Here is a 15,738-nt window from a genome sequence, read left to right as displayed (position 1 = left end):
CGCCGGGGCCAGGTCCGACATTATTGGCGCATGTCGGTTCACGAGCGTCGGCGCCTCCCCACGGGTCTGGAGCTGCTGTTCGGCGACGGCGGCGACGGCCGGGTGCTGTCCGCCGGCCTGCCGCCGGGGTCCCTCGTGTGGCCGGACCCCGACTACGACCGGATGCGCACCCATCACCGCCCGTCGTTCTGGCTGAGCGACGAGCCGGTGCCCGCCGGGCTGTGGGCCCGGCTGCGCGCCGAGCACCCCCGCTCGGGCCTGTGGCCGGTGCTGCTGGAGGACGGCGTGCAGCCCTGGTCGGCCGGGCAGATCGCGCCCGACTCGCCCGACCAGGTCGACTACTTCACCGCGGCCGGGTTCATGGCCGAGGCGTGGCAGGACCTGCTGCTGGGCCACGAGGCCTACCTCGCGCCGTTCGGGGCCGAGTGCCCCGGGCCCGCGCCGCCCGCCGCGCCGGTGGCCGACCCTGACGTGGTGGCCGACTGGTACGCCGACGTGGTGGCCGAGCGCATGACGCTCCTGGGGCTGGCCGCCGTGGGCCGGGGCGCCGACGCGATGGTCGCGATCGGCTGGCAGGGGGCGCTGCACCACAACGAATGGACCGTGCCGCTGGCCGCCGTCGTGCGCAGTTGGGAGGAACGGTTCGGGGCGCGGGTCGTCGGCATGGGGTTCAACACCCTCGACCTCAGCGTCGCCGCGCCGCCCGCCACGCCGGCGCACGCGTTGCACGTCGCGGCGGAGCACTGGACGTTCTGCCCCGACAGCGTCCTGCAGGGGCCGGGCACGCTGGCCGACTACGCCGAACAGCTTGTAGGCAGCAATGCCTGGTCATTCTGGTGGGATTGAAGGTTCTCGCCGTTTTCCGGGGTGATCGGCATTCGACACAACGAACTTACCGGAATAATCATTCTTGGTTGATCCGGAGCGAGGGAGGCCGAGTGGACGGCGCGGAACTGGGTGGCCTGAACGCGGGTGGCCCGGATCGGGGCGGCCCGGACCCGGGCGACCCGCGGCCCGCCAGGGTGGCGGGCCTCGACGTCGGGCGGGCCAACATCGCGCGGATGAGCGACTACCTGCTCGGGGGCAAGGACAACTTCGCCGCCGACCGGGAGTTCGCCGAGAGCCTGATGGCCATCGCCCCCGAGGTGAAGACGATGGCCGTGGACACCCGGACGTTCACGGAACGGGTGGTCCGTTTCCTCGTCGACCAGGGCGTGCGGCAGTTCCTCAACGTGGCGTCCGGCCTGCCGACCCGCCGCAACACCCACGAGGTCGCCCAGGAGCTCGCGCCGGACGCGCGGGTGGTCTACGTGGACGACGACCCGGTGGTGCTCAGCCACGCCCGGGCCCTGCTCGCGCGCACCCCCGGCACCGGGGTGGTCAAGGGCTCGCTCCTGCGCCCGGCGGAGATGCTGGCCGACCCCGAGATGCTCAGGCTCGTCGACTTCCGGGAGCCGGTCGGGCTGCTGATCCCGGCCCGGCTGCAGTATCTCCCCGACTCCGACGAGCCGTACAAGTGCGTGGCCCACATGCGCGACCACCTCCCCTCCGGCAGCTACCTGGCCCTCGGCCACGCCGTCTTCGACACCCGTCCCGAGCTGGCCGCACCGCTCGTCGAGCTGTTCCGCCAGATCGTGGCCCGGGCCGACGAGGTGCCTCGGACCAGGGAGAAGGTGCTGCGCTTCTTCGACGGGACCGAACTCGTCGAGCCCGGCCTCGTCTACATCCGGCAGTGGCGGCCGGAGGCGCGGGAGAGCGTCGCGCGGGCCCAGCGGGTGTGGATCGTCGGCGGCGTCGGCCGCGTCCCCTGATCGTCGCGCCGCGCTGCGGGCCGGTCAGCGGACGAGCACGCACGAGGGGGTGCCCACGGCCAGCACCTGGCCGCCGTGCTCCGGCAGCCCCTCCTTCAGCCCCAGCGCGACGACCGCGTCCGACCGCTGGCAGGCCACGTAGAGACGGTCGCCGTCGATCGCGAAGTGCCGGGGCCACCGGCCCCCCGCGGGCGCCTCGGCCACCATCCTGAGCCCGGGCCCGCCGACGGCGAAGACGGCGACGGTGTCCGGCCCCCGGTTGGCGACGTACAGGTGCCGGCCGTCGGCGGACAGCGCGATGTGGGACGGCAGGTTCTCCCCCTCGGCGCCGCTCGCCCGGACCATCCCCGCCTCCCGCCAGGAGGCGTCGTAGACGCGTACGGTGCCGTCGAGCTCGCCGGTGACGTACCAGTGGCCCTCGTGGTGCAGGAAGTGCCGGGGTCCGCTGCCGGGAGCCAGCCGTACGGAACCCTCCGGGTGCGGGCGCATGCCGGGCAGGAAGCGGCGGACCTCGTCGGTGCCGAGGTCGGTCACGTACAGGACGCCGTCGGGGCCGAAGACGGCCATGTGGGCGTGCGGGCCCTCCTGCCGTTCGGGGTGGGGGCCCCGGCCCTCGTGCGGGAACGTCAGCGGGCCGGGCTCCGGCATGCCGTCCTCCCCCAGCCGGTACGCCGTGACGGTCCCGTCGCCGTAGTTGGCGATCGCGAGCCATTCGCCCCGGTCGTCGATCGCGAGATGGCAGGGCAGCGACCCGCCGCTCGGGTGCTCGGCCAGCAGGCGCGGGGCGGCCCGGTCCTCGCCGGCGGCGAGGACCGCGAGTCCGCCCTCCCCGTCACGTTCGAGCACGGCGTAGAGCAGCGGCAGCCGGGGGTGCCCGGCGACGAAGGACGGCCCGGAGACGGCCGTCTCGGCCACCGCCTCCAGCCGCCCCTCCGCGTCCGGCCGGGCCACCGTCAGACCGGGGCCCGATCCCTCCGTGTCGGGCGTGTATCCGCCGATCACCAGGTCGCCGGGTCGGGGCATCGTCACTCCAGGGGGATGAGTCGGGCCGGTCAGGTGATCGAATGCTATCGGCGCGGCGGCCCTCATCGGTCAAGGGCCCGTCAGGCGGCGGGTCAGATGCGCCGTCAGGGGCCCTGTCAAGGACTCTGTCGGACGGCCGGAAGGGCCTGTCAGGCGGCGGGCAGGCGGAGCACGAACCGGGCGCCGCCCGACGGCGCCTCCTCGACCTCGACGCTGCCGCGGTGGGCCTCGGCGATGACCCGTGTGATCATGAGCCCGAGCCCGCCGCCGTCGTGGCCGCGGTGGCCGCCGGCCCGGGTGAACCGCTGGAAGACCCACCTCCGGTCGGCCTCGGGGACGCCGTCCCCGTCGTCGTCCACCAGCATCCGCGCGATCCCGTCATGCCGGGACACCTCCACCACCACACCGCGGCGGGCGTACCGCTGGGCGTTGTCCAGCAGGTTGGTGAGCACCTGACGCATCTGCTCGCGTACGGCGCTGACGTTGACCTGCCCGGACAGGCGGACCGTGACCGGGTGAGGGTCGCGGCGCGAGGCGACCTCCCGGCCGACGAGGTCACTCAGGTCGACCAGCTCGCGCCCCTCCTCGCCGGCCTGCCGCCCGGTGAGCAGCAGCATGCTCGTCACCACCGCCTCCGCCCGGTCGAGGCTGGGCAGCAGGCGCCCGGTCAGCGACGCGACGTCGGCCTCGGCGTCCTGGGCGGCGTCCTCCAGCTCCAGCCGTACGGCCGTGAGCGGGGTGCGCAGCTCGTGCGACAGGTCGGCGGCGAACCAGCGCAGCCGGTCGCACTCCGCGGCGAGGGCCTTCCGCGCGCGTCGTTCCATCGTCGCGGCGGCGGCCGCGCACACCAGCACGCTCGCCACCGCCCACACCGAGATTCGCTTAGTCCGCATCAGAATGCCCCGTACCCCTATCTCTTCTTTAGGCATATACGACAAGAAGGGTTATGGGGTTGCAGGGGCCCAGTTTTTACCTAATATCCGACATATGGGAAGGAAAAGGTCCGATCCAAGCGCTCAAGAGTGAGCCCGGCTCGCATCGGCGCCATAACGTAGCCCGTCGACGAGCAGTCCGACCATGCGCCGGCTGAAGGCCGCCCCCTCGCCCGCCACGGGCAGGCACAGGTTGGCGACGGCGTAGAGAAGGTCCTCCGGGCTGACGTCGGCGCGGATCTCGCCGCTCGCCGCCGCGGCGTCGAGCAGAGATCCGAGTGCGGGTCCGAGACGCCCCTGGAAGTAGCCGGGCAGGGCGTCGAACGCCGGATCGCCCGAGTGGAGGGCGGCGGCGAGTCCTCGCTTGGTCGCGACGAACTCGGTGTACCGGTGGAGCCAGCGGGCGAGCGCCTCTCCCGGGTCGTGCTCCTCCATCAGCACCGGGGCCGCCTCGGCACAGGCGTCCACCTCTCGCTGGAACACGGCCTTGACCAGGTCGGAGCGCTGCGGGAAGTGCCGGTACAGCGTGCCGACTCCGACGCCGGCCAGATCGGCGATCTCCTTCGCGGGCGCGTCCACGCCCGAGGTGGCGAAGACGGCTTTCGCCGCCGTGAGCAGGGAGTCGATGTTGCGTTGCGCGTCGGCCCGCAGCCGACGGGGCACGCGCCCGGGCGCGCCGGTGCCCGTGGAACCGCCCGTGGAACCGCCTGCGGTGCCGTCCGTGCTGCCGGGTCCGGCCGGCGCCGTGTTCTCCACCACGCCCCTCCTTCGCTTGCGTAACCGGAAAGCCATTCCGTATAGTCGTTTCCGGAAAGCCGTTCCGCTTTGCTTCAGGATACGGCACGCCCTGGCGTCCTCCGCCTCGGGCTTCACATCCCCGGCCTGCAGCCCCGGCCCGCACAACCGGCGGCCGCCGCCCGGTCTCTGCCACCCACTCGCCATCACGGGAGACGCAATGCGTTACCGACCCCTGGGCCGCACCGGCATCAAGGTCAGCCCCTTCGCCCTCGGGGCGATGATGTTCGCCACGTCCTTCGGCAATCCCGACCCCGGCGACTCGATCCGCATCATCCACAAGGCGCTCGACGCGGGGATCAACTTCATCGACACCGCCGACGTCTACGGCGACTCAGAAGAGGTCGTGGGCAGAGCGCTCCAGGGACGTCGCGACCACGTCGTCCTCGCGACCAAGATGAGCCGCCCGATGGGCGACGATCCCAACCAGCAGGGCGCCTCGCGGCGCTGGATCATGATCGCGGTCGAGAACTCGCTGCGCCGGCTGCGGACGGACCACATCGACCTCTTCCAGATCCACCGGCCGGACCCCGACACCGACATCGAGGAGACCCTCTCCGCGCTCACCGACCTGATCCGCAGCGGGAAGGTCCGTGCGATCGGATCGTCCACGATGCCCGCCTCCGACATCGTCGAAGCGCAGTGGGTCGCCGAGCGGCGCGGCCTCGAACGGTTCCACACCGAGCAGCCGCCCTACTCGATCCTCAACCGCGCCATCGAGACCGAGGTGCTGCCGGTCGCGCAACGCCACGGGATGGGCACGCTGGTGTGGAGCCCGCTCGCGCAGGGACTGCTCACCGGCCGCGTCCGCAGGGGACAGCACAACGACCTGCGCCGCGCGAGCCTCTTCCGGCACCTCAACGACGAGCGCCGGCTCGACGCCGTCGAACGGCTCATCCCGATCGCCGAGAAGGCGGGCCTGCCGATGACCCACCTCGCGATGGCGTTCGCGATCGCCCATCCCGGCGTGACCAGCGCGATCATCGGGCCGCGCACGATGGAGCACTTCGACGACCTGCTCGCGGGCGTCGACGTCACGCTCACCGACGAGATCCTCGACCAGATCGACGAGATCGTCCCGCCCGGCACCGACGTCGGCACGCTCGACCAGGCCTACCTGCCCCCGGCCCTGCTGCGCCCGGAGCTCCGGCGCCGGCCGGTCACCGAACGCGCCGCCGCCTGACCACGACCCTCGCGGCCGGTCCCACTCCGCACCGGCCGGAAAACCGCGACGAACCTCTTGGAAGAAGGACCTGTGAGCGCGCCGTTCACCGAAGCCGCCGGTATTCCCGTCGGCGATCCCACGCCTGTCATGACCTTCAGCCCTGTCGTGCTGCCGGTCCCGGGCCGGACCGTCGATCTGCGGATCAAGGTCTCCGCGCCCGCCAGTGGGAGCGACCTGCCCGTGATCCTCCTGTCGCACGGCCACGGGCCGTCGAACTTCGTGTCCTCCCTGCACGGCTACGGCCCCCTCGCGGACTTCTGGGCCGCTCACGGTTTCGTCGTGATCCAGCCCACCCACCTGGACTCGATGACGCTGGGTCTGCGTGAGTCGGACGACCCGGAGGCGCCGTTGTACTGGCGGTCCCGGGCCGAGGACATGCGCCACATCCTGGATCACCTCGATCAGATCGAGGCCGCCGTACCGGGACTCGGCGGACGCCTGGACCACAGCCGGATCGCCGCGGCCGGGCACTCGATGGGCGGGCACACGGTAGGCCTGCTGTGTGGCCAGGGGGTCGCCGATCCGGCCGGCGGGACGCCGGTGGACCTCTCCGACCCCCGCGTCAAGGCGGGGGTGCTCATGGCCCCGCCGGGCGGAGGCGAGGACCTCGCCGCGTTCGCGGCCGCGCACTATCCGGTTCTGAGGACCACCGGCTTCACCGCGATGACCACGCCCGCCCTCGTCGTCGTCGGCGAGAACGACCGGAACCCGGCGTTCTCCGATCGCGAGGACTGGCGCGCCGACGCGTACCACCTGAGCCCCGGCCCCAAGAGCCTGCTGACGCTGTCCGGGGCGGAGCACGGCCTCGGCGGCGTCGGCATGTACGACGCGGCGGAGACGACCGACGAGAACCCCGAGCGCGTCGCCGCGCTGCGGGCGCTCGTCTGGGCCTATCTCCGCACCACGCTCTATCCCGGCGACTCCGCCTGGAGCGACGCGATCGCCGCGCTGAACGGCATGCCCGATCCGCTGGGCACGGTCGAGTCGAAGTGAACCGGTCACCTGGTCCTGGCGGCTCCGCGCGGGCCTGCCCGCCCTACGGGCCGCCGAGGCCGGGCGGCAGGCTCGGGCAGCGGGCTCGGGCAGCGGGCTCGGGCAGCGGCGTCGGGCGGCGGCGTCGGGCAAGGGGCAGGAGCGCCCCGGCTGACGCGGCGAATCGCCGTCACGCGGGTAATTTCCGGTTCTCCGCTTCCCCAAGACGCATGTCAGGCCCCAATAGTGCGGGTACGGAACTTATGCCGCATCTGTTCGCTTAGCACCGGATTTGATAGGGGGTTCTCCGGTGGCTCCTCTCCGCACGGAAGCTCTCCGATCCGAACCGGTCCCGCCGGTCCTGCGCCTCGGCCTGGCCGCGCTGCTGGCCGCCGCGGCGGCCGCGGTCACCCTCGCGGTGCCGCCTCCGGCGGACGCCGCCACGGCGCACCGCCACCGGCCGCGCGCGGCCGCGGCCAAACACGGCCACAGCGTACGGCAGGTGGCCCGGGGCTCCCGGACCCACGTGAGGGCCTACCGGTCCGGCAACGGCCGGTACAACCAGAACCTCCTCGGCGTCTACACGCCGTCCTTCCTGGGCGGCCCGCAGCAGAGCACCGTCACCAACGCCGGGCAGAACAACGTGCAGAACGCCTACGGCGGCGGCGACGTCTGCCAGTTCATGCGGTGACCACGACGGCGGCCGGTGGTCGCCCCACCGGCTCCGCCGGTCAGATCCGGTGCCTGCGCCACCGCTGGTCGGCGTCCGCCCAGGCCGCGTCCCACTCCCGGTATCGGGCGCGGTCCAGTCGCCGCCGCGTCAGAACGAGGCAGGCGGCGGCGAGTGCGACCGCGGCGGCCATGACGCCGGAGGCGGCGAGCCCCGCCCTGGCGGTCATCTCGGCCCGATGCGGCGGCGGCGCGACCGGCCTGCCCTGACCGTCGATCCACAGCCGGGCCCGAGGCCCGTCCCGCAGCAGGAGAGCCGCCGGAACCATGCCTTCGCGGACCCCGCCGTCCGGCAGCGTCCAGCGCGCCTCGGTCGCCCCCAGCAGGACGTGCGCGTCGGCCGCGCTCGCGGTGACCTCGCCCGTCAGCGTCGCCTCGACCAGGTGCCGCGCCCCCGGCCCTGCCGCGGGCCCGCCGCCGTACGCCGCGCGGGCGGCCAGCGCGGCCGGCCACACCGCGAGGAGGACGGCGACCAGCGCGGCCGCCACGAACCCCGCCTCGACCCGGTCCGACCGGCGGCGCAACGGGTTGCGGTCGGGCCGGTAACGACGCAGCCCCGCAACGACCCAGACGGCGATCGATCTCATGGCACACCTCCCAGGCATGGTTCTCGCGCCACCGTCGGCTCCCAGGAGAGTGCCCCCCGGAGCGTCCCCCAGAGTGAGCCTGAGGGCCGCTGCCGGGAGTCCGGCGGAACCAGACGGCGTGGGCGGGATCTCGGGCGGGCCGGCGGTCCGCGTCCACTGCCCACGGCTCCGCCTTCCACGCACGCGCGAGCCACCCGGAAGTGAGGAGATCCCGGCCCGCGAACCAGGTGTGCCGCTGATGCGGACCGGAGGGAGAAGGAAGCGACTCGCGTCGCGGGGTGCACCCGGGGTGAGCCGGATCGGTGAACCAGGTCTCAGCAGGGCGTCGGCTCTCCGGCGTGCCGCCGTGCCGGCGTACCGGACGGTCGAGCGGCCTGTGCGGCTTGCCGGGATTCTCGCCGGCGAGCCTCGGCGCTCGGCGCTCGGCGCTCGGCGCTCGGCGCTCGGCGCTCGGCGGAGCTTACTCCAGGACGTCGGAAGGGGTGCGCCGGACGCTTTCGCTCTCGTCGAGGACGAACCCCATCCTCATGATCATCTGGGGCGCCTCGCCCGAGCACAGGTGCCTGCGGATGAACTCGCGCAGCTCGCACATCTCCAGCGCCTGGGTGTGGAAGGCGGCGCTCACGCCGTACGCGGAGGCGTGCAGCAGCATCCGCTGCAACCCCTCCCCCGCGATCAGCCAGTCCTCCCGGGCGTCGCCCGGCGTGCAGAGCAGCGCCACGAGGCCGGTCGAGGTGGAGACCCGCTCCTCGGTGGCCGCCCCCCACTCGTTTCCCCTGCTGTAGTCGCGGGACGCGAAGTGCTGCGGGTAGGTCCGCCGGGGATCGGTCGGGTAGCCCGCCACCGGCACGCCGTCGCGCCGCGCGCTGCCCGGAGGCCGGGCCCAGCGCATGAGTTCGAGCACGAACTGCCGGTCCTGCGCCTGCACGTCCTGGGCGGCCCCGGTGAGCGCGGCGAGCACCCGTGCCGGAGCGTCCGACCTGACGGGCGCGAGGTGCGCCCCCTCGGCCGCGGCCTCCCGTACGAGCGCGTCGGTCAGGGGGTCGGGCATGGGCAGCGCGGTGAACCCGGCCCGATGGGTGCGGCGGCGCTGGACCTCCCCGTACAGCAGGCGGGTGTGCTCGCCCGGCTCGCGCCCCGGCCGCACCCGCACCGTGGCCAGCAGCATCGGACCCTCCGGATCGGGCAGCCGGCGCACCTCGGGCTCGTACCCGAGCGCCATCAGCGTGATCCGCACGTTGAACAGCGCGGCGCCGCAGCTGATGGTCATCTGCCGACCGGTGGGATCGGAGACGCGCAGCCTCCGGTCCGGGTCGGCGCGCAGGCTGATCTCGTCGCCGGAGACGGCGAACGTCCAGGGCTGGGTGTTGTGGATCGAGGGCGCCCACAGGGCGGCCTCCACGGCCTCCCGCGCCGCCTGCGCGATCCCCTCAGATGTCCGAGTGTTCACGATCTTTCCCTCTCACAGGGCGCGTACCGCCCGGCCTCGAAGCGCCGCGGCGTGCCGCCGCGCGCCGCGCTACAGCAGCGGCGGCGCGATGAGCAGGTCGTCGACGAGGAAGGCGAGGTCGTCGGCGTCGACCTCGACGACGCCCTCGACCCGGCGGACGGCGTGCAGCAGCGGCTTGACGGCCGACCTGCGGGGCACCTGCCCCTTGATCGTCACCACTCCGCCGGAGACGTCGACGTCGAGGTCGCCGAAGTCGAGATCCATCCGGTCGACGACCCGCTCGATCTCGGCCCGGATCTCCGCCGCCGGCCGCGCGAACACGCGCAGCAGGTCGCCCTGGTGCACGGTGCCCACGATGCGGCCGCTCACCGCGTCGATCACCGGGAGTTGCTTCACGCGGTTGCGGTGCATCAGCCGGGCCGCGTCGCGCACGGGGGTGCCGCCCGTCACCGTGATCGCCGGCCGCGTCATGATCTGCCCGGCGTTCGCGCCCGCCGCCTTGCGCTGCTCCACGCGCCGGCGCGGACCGCTGAAGACGCGCTCGCCCAGGTCGATCTCCTTCAGCAGCATGTCGTCCTCGGAGACCACCCCGACCGGGCGCCGGTCGGCGTCGATGACGGTGACCGCGCCCACTCCGAACCGCCGCATGGTGGCGACGAGGTCCGCGAACGACGCGTCCATCCGCACCGCGATGGCCACCCTGCCCATGACATCCTTCACCTTCGCCGTCATGACGACGCCTCCCGTCTCTCCATGCCAGCGTGCCCCGCCCGCGTTCCCGCGGGTGAGCGGTGAAGGTCCCGAGTGGACGGGACTTTCGGCCACCGATCCGCGGCTCCGGGGCGGGCGCGTCAGCGGCTGGACGGATGGCCGGACGGGCGGCGGGGTGGTGGCGAAGGGCCCGGCCGGGAGGGTCGTCGGTCCCTTCGCGCCCGGTCCGCGGCGCGATGCGATGGGAGATGAAGGGACCCGTCCGGAAGGAGCCGGTCATGCACATGAAGGTGCGGGACGTCATGACGAGTGAGGTCGCCTCCGTCAACGGCAGCACGCCGTTCCGCGACGTGGCCGAGATCATGATCGCCCATGGAGTCAGCGCGGTGCCCGTCGTGGACGGCGAGGGGCACGTCATCGGCCTGGTCTCCGAGGCCGACCTGCTGCGCAAGGAGGAGTTCCGCGAGCAGTTCTACCGCGAGGGCTACCGGCCGCCCCTGCGCGCCCGTCTCCGCGAGGCCGTGGGCCACGGGACCGTACGGACCCAGGAGCGGGCCCGTGGCGTGACCGCGGCCGAACTCATGTCGGCGCCCGCGGTCACCACCCGGCCGTACACCAGCGTGGTCAGCGCGGCCCGCCTGATGAGCGAGCACGGTGTGAAGCGCCTGCCGGTCGTGGACGACGAGGACGTGCTCGTCGGCATCATCAGCCGCCACGACCTGCTCAAGGTCCTCGCCCGCGGCGACGCCGACATCGCCCGCGAGGTACGCGAGGACATCGTCGGCACCTGCCTGTGGGCCGACCTGTCGGGCGTCGAGGTGTCGGTCGAGAACGGGGTCGTGACCCTCACCGGCGCCGTCGGACGCCGCTCGCAGGCGCGGGTCCTCACCCGGATGGTCGAGCGGACCAACGGCGTGCTCGGCGTGGCCGATCGCCTCGAATGGAAGGAGGACGACCTCGGCCCCTGGGAAGGGCACTGACGGAGGCGGCCACCGCCCGGGACGGGGGACGACGAATTTTCCGCCGGATCCCGTGCCGCGGCGGTCACCGTTGACCTGGGCAGACGCGGACGGAGAACGGGTACGGCGGAGACGCGGCCGCCCGTGTTTTTCCGCGGGAGTGGTTTTCGCCGGCCGATCGGCGGTAGCGAGAAAAGAGACCGATCAAGCGAGAGACAAGGAGAAGCACGTGATCACCCACGAGCAGATCCCCATGGTGCTCGACCACCCGGTCCACGACTCGAACGGCGACAAGATCGGCGACGTCGCGCACGTCTTCCTGGACGACGCGACCGGCCTGCCGAAGTGGCTCTGCGTGAAGACCGGCCTGCTGCACACCAAGGAGGCCTTCGTTCCCCTCCACGAGGCGAACGTGACGGCCGGCGGGATCGAGGTTCCGTACGACAAGGAGCACGTCAAGAACGCCCCCGACGTCGACCTGGACGAGGGCGGGCACCTGTCCGCCGAGCAGGAGCGCCTGCTCTACCGCCACTACGACATGGGCTGGGACGAGGCCTGGGAACGCGCCAACGAGCCCGGCAGCCTGACCGGCTGGGCCGACAGCGGCGGGCGCCGCGAGCGTGAGCGCCTGGGCCACCCCGGCGAGACCGCGGACCGCGCCGGCGACGGCACGGACTACGCCGGTACGGGGACGGACTACGCGGTGACCCGTCGCGGGGAGCGGTACGGCACCGACGACCCGTCGCTCGGCTCCATGGACCGGCTGGACGCCGAGATCCCCGGCACCCGGCCCGGTGAGCCGCTCGCGCCGCGGGACCCGGCGACCCGCTCCGGCGAGCTCTTCGGCGGCGGCGACACCGGCGTCTCCTCCAGCGAGCCGTACGACATGGACGACCCGGCGACCAGGTCGAAGGAGCGGTTCGAGGGCGGCGACCCCGTGAGCGGCTCCGGGGAACGGTTCGTCGGCGACGCCGAGACCCGCGCCGAGAAGCGCTTCGACGCCGATCCGGACATCCGCGCCGGGCAGCGTTTCGGCACCGACGCGAAGACCCGCGACCGCTACGAGGATCCGGACGCCGAGCGGGACCGCGATCATCGGGGCCCCGGCCTCTGATCCGGCCGCCGATCCCGGCTCCTTGAACGGGCATCCGCCCGTCACCAGCCCCGTTGCCCCGGTGTGCCTCCGCCGCCGGGGCAGCGGCGTGCCCGGAGCCCCACCGCGTCTGACCCACCGCATCGGACCCACCGCGTCGGACCCACCGCGTCGATTCGTGCCGGGGCTGGGACGGCCCCGGCGAAGCGAGCCAGGGCAGTACGACCGGCCGTCGCCGGGCACTCGCAGGGCTCCCCCGCCGCGTCGGCCCACTGCGTCGACCAAGGCCGGGGCCGGAACGCGGTGGCGAGGCGTCTTGGGCCGGGGCTCGGGTCAGTGCGAGCGGCCGTCGCCGGGGGCCGGGAAGGGGTCCTCCTCGATCACCTCGCCGCGCACCACCCTGTTGCGGGAGCCTTCCGTGCGACCGGACCGCGCCTGACCGAACCCTGCCTGACCGAACCCTGCCTGACCGGACCGTGCCCGGTCGGACCCCGCGGGGCCGAATCCCGCCGGGTCGGACTCCACCTGGCCGAACAGCGGCGCGTACGGCGAGCGGGCGGCGAGCGACCGCACCCGGCGGCCGAGGAACCACGACAGCCACCGCCGGGCGATCGGCCGGGTGAACGGCAGGATCAGGAAGAACCCGAACACGTCGCTGAGGAAGCCGGGGGTCAGCAGCAGGGTGCCGCCGGCCACGATCATCGCGCCGTCGGCGAGCTCACGGTCGGGCATCCGCCCCGACTCGACGGCGCTGCGCAACGCGGCCCACGCCCGCCGTCCCTCCCGGCGCACCAGCCAGGCCCCGACGAGGCTGTCGGCGATGAGCAGGGCGACCGTCTGCCACCCGCCGATCACGCTGCCCACCCGGATCAGAAACCAGATCTCCAGGACGGGCACCACGAGGAACCCCAGGAACAGCCCGATCCGCACCATTTCTCGCCCCACTCACCCCGGCACCCGTACGTTGCGGTCAACGTCCCCGCGCCCGCCGGGGTTCCTGGGGATCTCCCCCGCGCCTATCGCCGTGGGCGAAACCGCTCCCCCAGGCCGGCGATACCCCAGAGGGCGACGCGCCAGAACGCCTCAAGGATGATCTTACGGCTCATCTTGCTGCTGCCCACGGTGCGCTCGACGAACGTGATCGGCGCCTCGGTCACCCGCAGGCCCTGCCGCACGGTCCGGAGCGTGAGGTCCACCTGGAAGCAGTAGCCCTGCGACTCGACGCCGTCCAGCTCGATCTTCTCCAGGGTGGCCGCGCGGTAGGCGCGGAAGCCCGCCGTGGCGTCGCGGACCGGGATGCCGAGGACCAGCCTGACGTAGGTGTTCGCGCCCCGGGACAGGAACTCGCGCGAGGCCGGCCAGTTGACGGTCTTGCCGCCGGGCACCCAGCGCGAGCCGATGGCCAGGTCGGCGCCGTCGGCCACCGCGTCGAGCAGCTTGTGCAGCTCCTCGGGCTGGTGGGAGCCGTCGGCGTCCATCTCGACCAGCACGTCGTAGCCCTCGGCGAGGCCCCACCGGAACCCGGCGATGTAGGCCGCGCCCAGCCCCTGCTTGCTCGTCCGGTGCAGGACGTGGACGTGGTCGTCCCGCTCCGCCAGCTCGTCGGCGATCCGGCCGGTGCCGTCCGGGCTGTTGTCGTCGGCGACGAGGAGGTGGACGTCGGGCAGCGCCTCTCGCAGCCGCCGCGTGATCAACGGGAGGTTCTCCCGCTCGTTGTACGTGGGGACGATAACGAGCACCCGCCCTGGGGTCCGCTCCATCAGCTTCTCCTCCGCCCAGAGATGGCCCCAGAGACGGCCGCCACCGTCGCTCCGGCTCCCATGAGTACCAAAACCCACTCCGGTAGCGCACCTACCCTTGCCGCCACCGTCTTCTGCGTCCTGACCGGCACGTCCAGCACGTTCATGCCCGCCACGAGCTCACCGGTCCGCCAGCCGACCCGGCCGTCCGGGCCGACGTACGCGGAGATCCCCGTCGTCGCCGCGGTGACCACCGCGCGGTTGAACTCCACCGCGCGCAGCTGCGACATCGCGAGCTGCTGCGGGGGCAGGTTGGTGAGCGCGTAACTGGCGTTGTTGGTCTGCACCACCAGGGGCGTGCCGCCGGCCAGCACCGCGTCGCGCACCGTGCCGTCGAACGCGACCTCGTAGCACTCCACCGCGCCGATCGTGACCGGCCCCATCCGCAGCGCGCCCGGCCGGTCGCCCGCGACGGACTGCCGGCCGACCAGGTTGGCCCGCGACGACAGGGCCAGGAACAGGTCCTTGAACGGGGTGTACTCCCCGAACGGCACCAGCCGCCGCTTGTCGTAGTACGCGCCGGGGCCGGTGACCGGGTCCCAGACCACGCCACGGGTGGCCCGGTTCTCGGCCCCGATCTTGACGACCGCGCCGACCAGGACCGGCACGCCGACGTCCTTGACCGCCGAGTCGATGACCTCCCGGGCGTACGCGCTGTCGTAGGGGTCGATGTCGGTGGAGTTCTCCGGCCAGACCACGATGTCGGGGCGCGGAAGCGTCCCGGCGCGTACGGCCTGCGCCATGCGGTGCGTCTCGTCGGCGTGGTTGCGCAGCACGACAGCGGGTTCGTCGCCGAGGAAGTTCATCCCCCGCCCAGGGACGTTGCCCTGGATGACCCCGATCCGCACAGTCCTGCCCTCGTCGCCGGGCCGGGGCACGATCAGCCCCAGCACTGGTACGGCTATCGCGGCGAGGAACGTTCCGGCAACCACCCGGTCCGCGCGCCACCTCGGCGGACGCCCTCTGACCAGCGCGGCGACCAGCGCGCCTGTGAGGGCCACAGTGAAAGTTACAAGCGGCGCGCCGCCCAGGGCGGCGAAGCCCGTGTACGGCGACTCGCCCTGGCTGAAGGCCAGCCGCGCCCACGGGAAGCCGCCGACGGGGAACAGTCCCCGGGCCCATTCCTGCACCACCCACAGGCAGGCGACCCACAGCGGCCACAGGCGCAGCCGCATCACGAGCGCGGCCGCGACGGCCAGCGCCGCCCAGAACAGGCTCTCGACGCCCACCAGGGCCAGCCAGGCGTCGTCCCCGATGGGACGGACCCAGGCCAGCGCGGGCAGCAGGAACGCGAGCCCGCCCGCGTACCCGATCCAGGCGGCCCGGCGCGGTCGGGCGCCGCGCAGCGCGAGGGCGAGCAGCGCCACGCCCAGCGGGGCGCAGAACCACCAGCCGAGCGGCGGGAAGGCCAGATAGAGCAGTACGCCGCCCGCGACGGATGCGGCGAGGCGGGCCGGTGCCTCCGGCACCCGCCACGAGCCCGCGCGGGAGGCGGCCGCCGCCGGCTCCTGCGCCGTCTTCACTGCCACGGAGCGGTCTCTCCTCGCCTCTTCCCAGCACCGGGGCATCTGTCGTGTGCCCGATGACCTGCCGCGAGCCGGTGCCACGCCTGCCCGTACTCACCGAGGTCCAGCGTCGCAGACGACTCCGGA

General features: G+C 73.2%; 16 protein-coding genes. 7 read left to right on the top strand and 9 right to left on the bottom strand.

Annotated elements, in window-relative coordinates:
• The first annotated feature begins 30 nt into the window (after positions 1–30).
• Entirely contained in the window at positions 31–846 is an 816-nt protein-coding gene (locus tag HHX33_RS11970; protein ID WP_182874623.1) for a DUF4253 domain-containing protein, read from the top strand.
• A gap of 92 nt (positions 847–938) precedes the next feature.
• Positions 939–1,811, top strand: a complete 873-nt coding sequence (locus HHX33_RS11965) for an SAM-dependent methyltransferase (RefSeq protein ID WP_310741323.1) — start codon at positions 939–941, stop codon at positions 1,809–1,811.
• A gap of 24 nt (positions 1,812–1,835) precedes the next feature.
• Here the strand turns inward: HHX33_RS11965 and HHX33_RS11960 are convergent, their stop codons facing one another.
• The 3 genes from HHX33_RS11960 to HHX33_RS11950 form a co-directional block, all read right to left on the bottom strand.
• The gene (locus HHX33_RS11960) at positions 1,836–2,834 is read right to left on the bottom strand and encodes a lactonase family protein (RefSeq protein ID WP_182874622.1); all 999 of its coding nucleotides are present in this window, start codon (positions 2,832–2,834) and stop codon (positions 1,836–1,838) included.
• A 149-nt stretch (positions 2,835–2,983) separates the two neighbouring features.
• Entirely contained in the window at positions 2,984–3,727 is a 744-nt protein-coding gene (locus HHX33_RS11955) for a sensor histidine kinase (protein WP_182874621.1), read from the bottom strand.
• Positions 3,728–3,850: 123 nt separating this feature from the next.
• Positions 3,851–4,522: a TetR/AcrR family transcriptional regulator gene (locus HHX33_RS11950; protein ID WP_220501715.1), complete on the bottom strand. Its 672-nt coding sequence runs from the start codon at positions 4,520–4,522 to the stop codon at positions 3,851–3,853.
• Between the two features lie 199 nt (positions 4,523–4,721).
• On the opposite strand from HHX33_RS11950, the gene HHX33_RS11945 reads away from it, so the two are divergent.
• From HHX33_RS11945 to HHX33_RS11935, 3 genes are all read left to right on the top strand, one after another.
• Positions 4,722–5,744, top strand: a complete 1,023-nt coding sequence (locus HHX33_RS11945) for an aldo/keto reductase (protein WP_182874619.1) — start codon at positions 4,722–4,724, stop codon at positions 5,742–5,744.
• Between the two features lie 72 nt (positions 5,745–5,816).
• Entirely contained in the window at positions 5,817–6,779 is a 963-nt protein-coding gene (locus HHX33_RS11940; protein WP_396784634.1) for an alpha/beta hydrolase family protein, read from the top strand.
• Positions 6,780–7,068: 289 nt separating this feature from the next.
• Positions 7,069–7,449 carry a hypothetical protein gene (locus HHX33_RS11935; RefSeq protein ID WP_182874618.1) on the top strand — a complete coding sequence of 127 codons (381 nt, stop codon included), beginning with the start codon at positions 7,069–7,071 and terminating at the stop codon, positions 7,447–7,449.
• Between the two features lie 40 nt (positions 7,450–7,489).
• Here the strand turns inward: HHX33_RS11935 and HHX33_RS11930 are convergent, their stop codons facing one another.
• From HHX33_RS11930 to HHX33_RS11920, 3 genes are all read right to left on the bottom strand, one after another.
• On the bottom strand, positions 7,490–8,074 hold the full coding sequence (locus HHX33_RS11930) for a hypothetical protein (RefSeq protein WP_182874617.1): 585 nt from the start codon (positions 8,072–8,074) through the stop codon (positions 7,490–7,492).
• Positions 8,075–8,534: 460 nt separating this feature from the next.
• Positions 8,535–9,524, bottom strand: a complete 990-nt coding sequence (locus tag HHX33_RS11925) for an Acg family FMN-binding oxidoreductase (protein ID WP_182874616.1) — start codon at positions 9,522–9,524, stop codon at positions 8,535–8,537.
• 69 nt (positions 9,525–9,593) lie between these two features.
• Positions 9,594–10,256 (bottom strand): CBS domain-containing protein, encoded by a 663-nt coding sequence (locus HHX33_RS11920; protein WP_182874615.1) that lies wholly within the window; start codon positions 10,254–10,256, stop codon positions 9,594–9,596.
• Between the two features lie 257 nt (positions 10,257–10,513).
• Between HHX33_RS11920 and HHX33_RS11915 the strand changes: the two genes are divergently transcribed.
• Positions 10,514–11,215 (top strand): CBS domain-containing protein, encoded by a 702-nt coding sequence (locus HHX33_RS11915; protein ID WP_117408299.1) that lies wholly within the window; start codon positions 10,514–10,516, stop codon positions 11,213–11,215.
• Positions 11,216–11,423: 208 nt separating this feature from the next.
• Positions 11,424–12,308: a PRC-barrel domain-containing protein gene (locus HHX33_RS11910; RefSeq protein ID WP_182874614.1), complete on the top strand. Its 885-nt coding sequence runs from the start codon at positions 11,424–11,426 to the stop codon at positions 12,306–12,308.
• Positions 12,309–12,620: 312 nt separating this feature from the next.
• Here the strand turns inward: HHX33_RS11910 and HHX33_RS11905 are convergent, their stop codons facing one another.
• From HHX33_RS11905 to lnt, 3 genes are all read right to left on the bottom strand, one after another.
• On the bottom strand, positions 12,621–13,232 hold the full coding sequence (locus tag HHX33_RS11905) for an FxsA family protein (protein WP_310741322.1): 612 nt from the start codon (positions 13,230–13,232) through the stop codon (positions 12,621–12,623).
• 71 nt (positions 13,233–13,303) lie between these two features.
• The gene (locus tag HHX33_RS11900; protein ID WP_138461107.1) at positions 13,304–14,047 is read right to left on the bottom strand and encodes a polyprenol monophosphomannose synthase; all 744 of its coding nucleotides are present in this window, start codon (positions 14,045–14,047) and stop codon (positions 13,304–13,306) included.
• Positions 14,047–15,615 carry an apolipoprotein N-acyltransferase gene (gene lnt, locus HHX33_RS11895; protein WP_310741321.1) on the bottom strand — a complete coding sequence of 523 codons (1,569 nt, stop codon included), beginning with the start codon at positions 15,613–15,615 and terminating at the stop codon, positions 14,047–14,049. Before lnt ends, HHX33_RS11900 begins: the two co-directional genes overlap by 1 nt.
• Between the last annotated feature and the right edge of the window lie 123 nt (positions 15,616–15,738).

It is taken from the genome of Microbispora sp. H10670, assembly GCF_014161385.1.
GTDB classification, from domain to species: domain Bacteria; phylum Actinomycetota; class Actinomycetes; order Streptosporangiales; family Streptosporangiaceae; genus Microbispora; species Microbispora triticiradicis.
Note: the sequence above shows the minus strand (reverse complement) of the source record. Positions and strands in the feature narration are given on the sequence as shown.

Bases quoted from the DNA above. Each gene is read 5' to 3' on its own strand.
- HHX33_RS11945 (WP_182874619.1), top strand. From the start codon at position 4,722: ATGCGTTACCGACCCCTGGGCCGCACCGGCATCAAGGTCAGCCCCTTC.
- HHX33_RS11915 (WP_117408299.1), top strand. From the start codon at position 10,514: ATGCACATGAAGGTGCGGGACGTCATGACGAGTGAGGTCGCCTCCGTC.
- HHX33_RS11970 (WP_182874623.1), top strand. From the start codon at position 31: ATGTCGGTTCACGAGCGTCGGCGCCTCCCCACGGGTCTGGAGCTGCTG.
- HHX33_RS11930 (WP_182874617.1), bottom strand. From the start codon at position 8,074: ATGAGATCGATCGCCGTCTGGGTCGTTGCGGGGCTGCGTCGTTACCGG.
- HHX33_RS11920 (WP_182874615.1), bottom strand. From the start codon at position 10,256: ATGACGGCGAAGGTGAAGGATGTCATGGGCAGGGTGGCCATCGCGGTG.
- HHX33_RS11900 (WP_138461107.1), bottom strand. From the start codon at position 14,047: ATGGAGCGGACCCCAGGGCGGGTGCTCGTTATCGTCCCCACGTACAAC.
- HHX33_RS11955 (WP_182874621.1), bottom strand. From the start codon at position 3,727: ATGCGGACTAAGCGAATCTCGGTGTGGGCGGTGGCGAGCGTGCTGGTG.
- HHX33_RS11960 (WP_182874622.1), bottom strand. From the start codon at position 2,834: ATGCCCCGACCCGGCGACCTGGTGATCGGCGGATACACGCCCGACACG.